A 7,638-nucleotide genomic window follows, 5' to 3' on the forward strand; every position below is an offset into this window, starting at 1 on the left:
TCCGAGCGAACGCCCGGGGCGAGGAGCGATGGCACAGACGCAGCAGCCGGACGACGACGCGGGTGTCCGGGCGGTCGGCCGGACCGGCGGAACCCCGAGGATTCCCGAGCCCGGCGGCGAGGCCCCGACCTCGGCGCTGCCGCCGGTCGCCACGGGCGGCCCGCACACCCCGGGCCGTGGCACCGCCGTGCCGCTGAGCACCGTCGGGGACGGCCGTTACCGGCTGACCTACCGGCTCGGGCGCGGCGGCATGGCCGAGGTGTTCGCCGCCGAGGACGTGCGGCTCGGCCGCACCGTCGCGGTCAAGCTGCTGCGTGGCGAGCTGGCCCAGGACGACGTCGCCCGGCTGCGCTTCACCCGCGAGGCACACGCCGTCGCGGCGCTCAACCACCACTCGATCGTCGCGGTCTACGACACCGGCGAGGAGTACGACGGGGACGAGTCCACGCCGTACATCGTGATGGAGCTGGTCGAGGGCCGCACCGTCCGCGAGCTGCTGGCGGACGAGGAGGCGCCGCCGGTCGACCAGGCGCTGATCATCATCGCCGGGGTGCTGGAGGCGCTCGCCTACAGCCACCGCAGCGGCATCGTCCACCGCGACATCAAGCCCGCCAACGTGAGCATCACCAACGCCGGCGCGGTCAAGGTGATGGACTTCGGCATCGCCCGGGCGCTGACCGGCGGGGCCACCACGATGACCCAGACCGGCATGGTCATGGGCACCCCGCAGTACCTCTCGCCCGAGCAGGCGCTCGGCAAGCCGGTCGACCACCGCTCGGACCTGTACGCGGCCGGCTGCATGCTCTACGAACTGCTCACGGTGCGACCGCCGTTCACCGGCGACACCCCGCTGTCGGTGGTCTACCAGCACGTCCAGGACCCGCCGGTGCCGCCCTCGCAGGCCAACGGCCGGGTGCCGGCCGGCCTCGACGCGCTGGTGCTGCGCTCGCTCGCCAAGAACCCGGACGACCGCTTCCAGGACGCCGACGAGTTCCGCGCCCACGTGCAGCACGCGCTGCGCGAGATGCACGGCGCGGGCGGGGCCGCCTGGGCCGGCGGGGCCGCGGTCGACACCGGCGCGACCCAGGTGCTCCGGCCGGACCAGGCCGCGGCGACCGCGGCCTTCGGCGCGGTGGGCCCGGCCGACCAGACCTCCGTGCTGCCGTACTCGACGGGCGGCCCGCACACCCCCTCCTCGCCCTACCCGGCGGCCGGCGGCCCGTACGGCGGCGGTACCGGTGCGGGCGGGGACGACGACGGCCCCGGCCGGCGGCGCGGGCCCTGGGCCTGGGTGGCCGGCGCGATCGCCGTGCTGGTCGCGGCCGGTGCGGGCATCGCGTTCGCGCTCAGCGGCAGCGAGCCCACCGGCCACTCGGACATCTCGCCGCAGCCCCCGGCGGCCACCAGCACCGAGACGACCGCGCCCCCGTCCCAGAGCGGCCTGGCGACCCCGCCGGCCTCGGCCTCCGGCAGCAAGAAGCCGCAGCAGCCGACCGACCCCGGCAACAACAACGGGAACAACAACGGGAACAGCGGCAACAACATGTCGCCGTCGCCGAACACGGGCAAGCACACCCCGACCCCGACGCCGACCGGGACGGCCAGCCACACGCCGACCGGGACGGCGCCCGCGACGACGGCGCCGCCCACGACGGCGCCGCCGCAGACCGCGGGCCCCGGCACCGGGTCGCCGAAGCCGCCGACGGACCCGAAGCCGTCCATCCCGGTCGTGCCGCCGACCCCCTGACCCGGTCGGCGGCGGCGGGTCAGTTGGCGAAGGCGTCCAGGACCTGCTCGTACTCCTGGCACCACCACGCCAGCTGGCCCGCGGAGGCGGGGTAGAGCGGGTCGGCCCGGTGGTCGGCCCGCTGGTAGCGCCACTGCAGCATCCAGAAGTCGTTCAGCCGCTCCCACCAGACCCGGTGGACGGCGGCGGCCAGGTGCTCGGCGGTGGCCGCCCCGGAGGCCCGGTAGGCCTGGGAGTAGCGGCGGACCCGGACCAGGTCGAGGGCGCCGGACGAGCGGTCGTTGAAGAGCAGCGTGGCGGCCCGGACCGCCTCCTCGGCGCGTGGCTGCGGGCCGAGCTTGTCCCAGTCCAGGACGGCCGCCACCCGGCCGCCCCGCGGGTCGTCCTCGTACAGCAGGTTGAGGCCGTGGAAGTCGCCGTGGGTCCAGCCGGTGGGCGGCGCGGCCTCCGGGGCGGGGCGGCGGTGGGCGTGCTCGGCGAGCAGTTCCAGCCGTTCCGTGAGCCGTTCCACCACGAGGGCGTCCAACTCCCCGGCCGGCTGGTGCTCCCGGGCGCGGCGCCGCAGGTCGCGGGCGAGTGCGGCGCTGTCGACGGGGTCGGCGCTCCGGTACCCGGCGGGTTGTTCGAGGGGGGCGCAGACGTCGTCGAGCGCGCCGTGCAGCCGGCCGAGCAGCGTGCCGAGCGCGTCGCACTGCGACGGGTCGAGCTCGTCGCCGTGCCGGTGCCGGCCCTCGACCCAGGGGAACAGGGCGAACAGTCGGCCGCCCCAGGCGGCCACCGTGCCGGACCGTTCGGCGCAGGCCAGCGGGGGTGCGACGGGCAGGCCGAGGGTGTTCAGCGCGGCCATCGCGCGGTGGTGGGCGAGGATCTTCGGACGGCTGGCGGTGGCGGAGTCGACGTAGCACTTCAGGAAGTACGGACCGGCCTCGGTGGTGACCAGGTACCCCCGGTTCAACAGGCCCTCGGCGACGGGTTCGGTGGTCAGCGGCCGTCCGACCCGGTAGCGGGCCAGGACCTCGGCGAGCGCACCCCCCGGGACGGGGGGACTGAGGGTCCCCATCGGTGGTGCGGAGAGATCGGGGCGGGCCGGTGCGCAGGCAAGGGTCTGGCTGAAAGTCACGTGCAGAGGTTATGGCCCCCTTGTGGGGGCCCTTGACAAACCGTCAGTTCTGTGAAGGGCCGGATCAGTACTGGTGGTCGGCCTGGTGCCGCGCCACGAAGGCGGCCGCCTGGGTGCGCCGCTCCATGCCCATCTTGGCGAGCAGACTGGAGACGTAGTTCTTCACCGTCTTCTCCGCCAGGTGCAACTCGTTGCCGATCTGACGATTTGTCATACCTTCGCCGATCAGATCGAGGATCCGCCGTTCCTGCTTGGTGAGTTGGGCGAGCCGTTCGTCCTCCTTCTCCCCGCCGTCGCGCAGCCGGGCGAGCACCCTGCTGGTGGCGACCGGGTCGAGCAGCGAGCGGCCGGCCGCGACGTCCCGGACGGCGGTGATCAGGTCGGTGCCGCGGATCGCCTTCAGCACGTAGCCGGAGGCGCCGGCCATGATCGAGTCGAACAGCGCCTCGTCGTCCGAGAACGAGGTGAGCATCAGGCACTTGATCTCCGGCAGTTTGGACCGGATCTCGCGGCAGACCTCGACCCCGTTGCCGTCCGGCAGCCGGACGTCGAGCACCGCCACGTCCGGGTGGACCGCAGGGATCCGGGTGAGCGCCTCGGCGGCCGTGCCGGCCTCGCCGACGACCTCGATGTCGTCCTCGACCGAGAGCAGATCGTGCACGCCCCGCCGGACGACCTCGTGATCGTCGAGCAGGAATACCCTGATTTGTCCGTTATCAGTCACGTCCAAAGCCTCCCATAACACCGTACGAAAGACCTATCGCCCGGACCTCCATACCAACGCGATCCGGCCACAGCCGTCCGAAACCGATACCGAGAACCCCCTTACGTACGGGCGTCTGCCCGGATAACGTGCGCTGGTGTCCTGAAGGCGCTCGAATTGAGAGCTGCGTCACGCCGACCGTCACCCCCACCCTTCCGACGGCGAGCCGAACGCGGCACCCTCGGGGTTGTAGGCCCTGAACAAGTAGGACGTCCTAGCGCAAGCGCGTCGAGGGCGGACGCTGGGTAACGTTCTCGTGAGGGACGCCGTCGGAACAGGATCACCACCTGCCCCGCAGTGGGAGCGCACACCCACGCGCGCCCCGCGAGGCGGTGACCGGACCGGTCACCGGCGACCCCGGGCGGCCGGACAGACCGAGGAGTGAACGTGACCGTCAAAAGCACGGCGAGGGCCCGCAAGAAGGCGGCCCCCGGCGTCCCTGACACCCTCCGCGCCACGGGCAAGGACGCCCAGCCGGAGCTCGTCCAGCTGCTCACGCCGGAAGGCGAGCGGGTCGAGCACCCGGACTACCCCCTCACCACCACTCCCGAGGAGCTGCGCGCCCTCTACCGCGACCTGGTGCTGGTGCGCCGGTTCGACGGCGAGGCCACCGCGCTCCAGCGCCAGGGCGAGCTGGGCCTGTGGGCCTCGCTGCTCGGCCAGGAGGCCGCCCAGGTCGGCTCCGGCCGCGCCATGCGCCCCGGCGACTACGCCTTCCCCACCTACCGCGAGCACGGCGTGGCCTGGTGCCGCGACGTCGACCCGCTGAACCTGCTCGGCATGTTCCGCGGCGTGAACCACGGCGGCTGGGACCCGAACGAGAAGAACTTCCACCTGTACACCATCGTGATCGGCGCGCAGACCCTGCACGCCACCGGGTACGCGATGGGCATCACCAAGGACGGCGCCGACGACGCGGTCATCGCGTACTTCGGCGACGGCGCCTCCAGCCAGGGCGACGTCAACGAGGCCTTCACCTTCGCCTCGGTCTACAACGCGCCGGTGGTCTTCTTCTGCCAGAACAACCAGTGGGCGATCTCCGAGCCCACCACCACCCAGACCAAGATCCCGCTGTACCGCCGCGCCTCCGGCTTCGGCTTCCCCGGCGTGCGGGTCGACGGCAACGACGTGCTGGCCTGCCTCGCGGTCACCCGCTGGGCGCTCGACCACGCCCGCAACGGCAACGGCCCGGTGCTGATCGAGGCGTTCACCTACCGGATGGGCGCCCACACCACCTCCGACGACCCCACCCGCTACCGGCACACCGAGGAGACCGAGGCCTGGAAGGCCAAGGACCCGATCTCCCGGCTCCGCGCCCACCTGGAGAAGGAGGGCCTGGCCGACGAGGAGTTCTTCGCCGCCGTCGACGCCGAGAGCGAGCAGCTGGGGCTGCGGGTGCGCGAGGGCGTGCGCGGCATGCCGGACCCGGACCCGACCCTGATCTTCGACCACGTGTACAGCGAGCCGCACACGCTGGTCGATGAGGAACGGGCCGAGTACGTCGAGTACGCGGCCTCCTTCGAGGCGGGGGAGACCCACTGATGGCCGGTCAGCTGAGCATCGCCAAGGCGCTGAACGGAGCGCTGCGCAAGTCGCTGGAGAATGACCCGAAGACCCTCCTCATGGGCGAGGACATCGGCAAGCTCGGCGGCGTCTTCCGGATCACCGACGGCCTGCAGAAGGACTTCGGCGAGGACCGGGTGATCGACTCCCCGCTGGCCGAGTCCGGCATCGTCGGCACCGCGATCGGCCTGGCGCTGCGCGGCTACCGCCCGGTGGTGGAGATCCAGTTCGACGGCTTCGTCTACCCGGCCTTCGACCAGATCGTCTCCCAGCTGGCGAAGATGCACGCCCGCGCGCTCGGGCACGTCAAGATGCCGGTCACCATCCGCATCCCCTACGCGGGCGGCATCGGCGCGGTCGAGCACCACAGCGAGTCGCACGAGGCGTACTTCGCGCACACCGCCGGTCTGCGCGTGGTCACCCCGTCCAGCGCGCACGACGCGCACTGGATGCTGCGGCAGTCGATCGAGTCCGACGACCCGGTCGTCTTCCTGGAGCCCAAGCGCCGCTACTGGGACAAGGGCGAGGTCGGCGACGCCGCCGACCTGGGCCTGCACGAGGCCCGGGTCGTCCGGCCCGGCACCGACCTGACGCTGATCGCGTACGGGCCGATGGTCAAGGTCTGCCTGGAGGCCGCCGCGGCCGCCGAGGAGGACGGCCGCCGGCTGGAGGTCGTCGACCTGCGCTCGCTCTCCCCGGTGGACTTCGCCGCCCTGGAGGCGTCGGTCAAGCGCACCGGTCGGGCCGTCGTGGTGCACGAGGCACCGGTCTTCCTGGGCATGGGCGCCGAACTGGCCGCCCGGCTCACCGAGAAGTGCTTCTACCACCTGGAGGCACCCGTGCTGCGGGTCGGCGGCTACCACGCGCCGTACCCGCCGTCCCGGGTCGAGGAGGCCTTCCTCCCCGACCTGGACCGCGTGCTCGACGCCGTCGACCGCGCGCTCGCGTACTGACTCCGGGGAGCGAAGATGACCACCGAAGTTCGCTCGCTCCGCGAGTTCAAGATGCCCGATGTGGGCGAGGGCCTCACCGAGGCCGAGATCCTCAGCTGGTACGTCAAGCCCGGTGACACCGTCACCGACGGGCAGGTCGTCTGCGAGGTGGAGACCGCCAAGGCGGCCGTGGAGCTGCCCATCCCGTTCAACGGGGTGGTCGAGACGCTGCACTTCCCCGAGGGCGCGACGGTCGACGTCGGCACCGTGATCATCTCGATCGCGGTCGCCGGGGAGGCGGGTGCCGCGGCTCCGGCCGCCCCCGCCGCGGCGCCGGCCCAGGCGCCGGTTCCGGCTCCCGCCGAGGAGCCCGAGCCCGAGCGGCGCGAGGTGCTGGTCGGGTACGGCCCGCGCACCGGCGGCAGCCAGCGCCGGGCCCGGCGGACGACCACCACCAAGGTCGCCGCGACCAGGCCGGCTCCGGCCGCCGCCCCGGCCCCGGTCGCCGCACCGGCGCCCGCGGCTCCGGCCCCGGTCGCCGAAGTACCGTCCGGGGAGCGGCCGTTGGCCAAGCCGCCGGTGCGCAAGCTGGCCAAGGACCTCGGCGTCGACCTGCGCGCGGTCACCCCGACCGGCCGGGACGGCGTGATCACCCGCGAGGACGTGCACGCCCACGCCGCCGCCCAGGCCGCTCCGGCGGCCCCGGCGGCCCCGGTGGCGCCGGTGGCCGAGACCGCCGTGGCCGAGTCGGCCGCGCCGCAGGCGCCGGTGTCCGGCGCGGGCGACGTCCGGGTGCCGATCAAGGGCGTCCGCAAGGCGACCGCGCAGGCGATGGTGGCCTCGGCCTTCACCGCCCCGCACGTCACCGAGTTCGTGCAGGTCGACGTGACCCGCACGATGAAGTTCGTCCGCCGGCTCAAGGAGAGCGGCGAGCTGGGCCGGGACGTCCGGGTCAGCCCGCTGCTGATCGTCGCCAAGGCGCTGCTCACCGCGATCAAGCGGCACCCCGGGATCAACTCCCAGTGGGACGAGGCGGCCCAGGAGATCGTCCTCAAGGGCCAGGTGAACCTCGGCATCGCCGCGGCCACCCCGCGCGGCCTGATCGTCCCGAACATCAAGGACGCCGGGTCCAGGACCCTCTCGGGGCTGGCCACGTCGCTCGGCGAGCTGGTCGAGACCGCCCGTCAGGGCAAGACCTCGCCGGCCGACATGCAGGGCGGGACGATCACCATCACCAACGTCGGCGTCTTCGGCGTCGACACCGGCACCCCGATCCTCAACCCGGGCGAGGCCGCCATCCTGGCCTTCGGCGCGGTCCGGGAACTGCCGTGGGTGCACAAGGGCAAGGTGGTCCCGCGTCAGGTGACCACGCTCGCGCTCTCCTTCGACCACCGCCTGGTGGACGGGGAGCTGGGCTCCAAGGTGCTGGCCGACGTGGCCGCGCTGCTGGAGCGCCCGAAGCGCCTGATCACCTGGGGCTGACGGCCCGGTAGTACCGAAGAAGGGGCCCTCC

6 protein-coding genes are annotated in these 7,638 nt (G+C 73.1%); 4 read left to right on the forward strand and 2 right to left on the reverse strand.

What is annotated here, in order from left to right; translation table 11 throughout:
* Window positions 1-28: 28 nt before the first annotated feature.
* Window positions 29-1,747 (forward strand): protein kinase, encoded by a 1,719-nt coding sequence (locus ACFRQN_RS23575; RefSeq protein ID WP_380741887.1) that lies wholly within the window; start codon window positions 29-31, stop codon window positions 1,745-1,747.
* Between the two features lie 19 nt (window positions 1,748-1,766).
* Here ACFRQN_RS23575 and ACFRQN_RS23580 read toward each other — a convergent pair whose 3' ends face one another.
* Both ACFRQN_RS23580 and ACFRQN_RS23585 read right to left on the reverse strand, forming a co-directional pair.
* The gene (locus ACFRQN_RS23580; protein WP_234348650.1) at window positions 1,767-2,867 is read right to left on the reverse strand and encodes a phosphotransferase; all 1,101 of its coding nucleotides are present in this window, start codon (window positions 2,865-2,867) and stop codon (window positions 1,767-1,769) included.
* Window positions 2,868-2,931: 64 nt separating this feature from the next.
* Window positions 2,932-3,591 (reverse strand): response regulator transcription factor, encoded by a 660-nt coding sequence (locus tag ACFRQN_RS23585; RefSeq protein WP_074001879.1) that lies wholly within the window; start codon window positions 3,589-3,591, stop codon window positions 2,932-2,934.
* A 426-nt stretch (window positions 3,592-4,017) separates the two neighbouring features.
* Between ACFRQN_RS23585 and pdhA the strand changes: the two genes are divergently transcribed.
* From pdhA to ACFRQN_RS23600, 3 genes are read left to right on the forward strand one after another with little or no spacing between them, the layout of a single operon-like run.
* Window positions 4,018-5,172 carry a pyruvate dehydrogenase (acetyl-transferring) E1 component subunit alpha gene (gene pdhA / locus ACFRQN_RS23590; protein ID WP_049658931.1) on the forward strand — a complete coding sequence of 385 codons (1,155 nt, stop codon included), beginning with the start codon at window positions 4,018-4,020 and terminating at the stop codon, window positions 5,170-5,172.
* A complete protein-coding gene (locus ACFRQN_RS23595) occupies window positions 5,172-6,146 on the forward strand; it encodes an alpha-ketoacid dehydrogenase subunit beta (protein ID WP_049658928.1) in 975 nt (324 codons plus the stop codon). The genes pdhA and ACFRQN_RS23595 overlap by 1 nt, the downstream gene beginning before the upstream one ends.
* 15 nt (window positions 6,147-6,161) lie before the next feature.
* On the forward strand, window positions 6,162-7,607 hold the full coding sequence (locus tag ACFRQN_RS23600) for a dihydrolipoamide acetyltransferase family protein (protein ID WP_380741890.1): 1,446 nt from the start codon (window positions 6,162-6,164) through the stop codon (window positions 7,605-7,607).
* Window positions 7,608-7,638 lie beyond the last annotated feature (31 nt).

Origin of the sequence: Kitasatospora sp. NPDC056800 (genome assembly GCF_042789775.1) — a bacterium.
In the GTDB taxonomy this organism is placed as follows: Bacteria; Actinomycetota; Actinomycetes; order Streptomycetales; family Streptomycetaceae; genus Kitasatospora.